Raw genomic sequence first — 1513 nt, forward strand, 5'->3', positions numbered from 1 at the left:
ACCTCCTTGGCCTGGTTCAGGTTGATCGCCTGGATCGTGAAGTCGTAGGCCTTGAGGTCGTGGTCGATGCCGAGGTTCTTGAGATTCGCCTTCAGATAAGCATCCGCGGTCTTGATCGCCTCTTTCATCTTGCTCGATAGATTGCCGAGCGGGATGATCCTGCCTGACCCGCGGTTCATCTGCGTCTGCAACAGGAACAGAGCAAGCCGGGCATCCGTCACATCGGTGCCGACGGTATAGATGCTGCCGGGCGGGAGCTTGCCCTCGGCAATGATGCTGCCCCCACCCATCTCGGGCAGGCGCACGAAAGTCTCCTGGCCGCTCTCCCGGTCGATGAACGAGAAGCTGGTATCCCAGTATTCGAGGCCACCCATCTTCTTGAGTTGTTCCTTCACCCGGCGTCGCAACTCCATGGCGTAAGCGAGGTACTCCTCCATCTCTTCGCGGCCAAACTCGCCGTCGGGATGGAGCAGCTTGACAAGGCCCGAGACGGTCTTGCGGACCGCTTTCTGGTCGCGGCCACCGAGATGCTGGCCGAAGCGGAAGAAGCGCTCGGCATAGTCAGCGTAGCCGCGTTTTCGGAACTCGCGGAACACCTCTGCAAGATAATCGGTGACCAGCCCGAAGTGATCGGTGTAAGCCGCGTCGGAGGTCTTCTGAAACTCCCAGCCAGGAATGTAAGCGTGGATGCGATCGTAGAAGGCGGTGTCCATCTCCTTCGGCATCGGGTAAAAGAGGTTCGAAGTACGGACGATCGTCTCGATGTCGCCGTCGATGTTACCCACGAAGACGATCGAGCCTTCTGCCGTGATGATGTCCCGGCCCCGGCTGAACGTGCCGTCCTCCATGTAGCCCTTCATGATATTGATGCCGTTCTTGTCGGTGAAGCGGATGCCGGCGGCCTCATCAAAAGCCACCACATCCCACAGCGCCACCAGACCGCGCTGGCCGCTGCTGAGGTTCACGAACATCTGCGCAGTGGTCGTTTGCCCGCCGGAAATCAGGTGGCAGTAGGGGCTAAGCTGTTGATAGGCGAAGCTCTTGCCGGTACCACGCGGGCCCAGCTCGATCGAGTTATAGTTTTTCTCGACGAATGGCAGGAGGCGCTGCATCAAGTGGAGCTTGCGTCTTTGCGTATAGTAAGGGTGGCTCGGCTCGTAACCCATCGAGCGCATGAGCAGATCAAGCCACTGTTCGCGGGTAAAGCGCCGGCGTACCTCGATGAAGCGGTCGATGTTGCGCGAGGAAAGCTGGATAGGACGGATGGCATCGACAAAGAATGGGCGGTTTTGCCCCTTGAAGACGAACGAGTCGTCGTAGCGCAGGGTGATCTCCGCCCAAACGCCGCCCATCAGCAGGCGGTCGTGTGTGCGCACCTCGCTCTCGTCAATGTTGATGAAGTCGAGGTCCAGGTTGGAGAGACGACCCCAGTACTTGTCGTGCGTCTCGACGAGCCGAACCGAGATCTTATTGCGAAATTTGGCACACTGGGAAGACCGCCGGAGGCAGAAGA

1 protein-coding gene is annotated in these 1513 nt (G+C 59.1%); it reads right to left on the reverse strand.

All coding sequences use genetic code 11. The annotated features are described in order from the left end of the window. The coding region (gene brxL / locus E4Q08_RS23915; RefSeq protein ID WP_169072242.1) for a BREX system Lon protease-like protein BrxL at positions 1–1513 on the reverse strand (1513 nt) is incomplete at both ends.

Source organism: Candidatus Accumulibacter contiguus, assembly GCF_012940005.1.
Taxonomy (GTDB): Bacteria; Pseudomonadota; Gammaproteobacteria; order Burkholderiales; family Rhodocyclaceae; genus Accumulibacter; species Accumulibacter contiguus.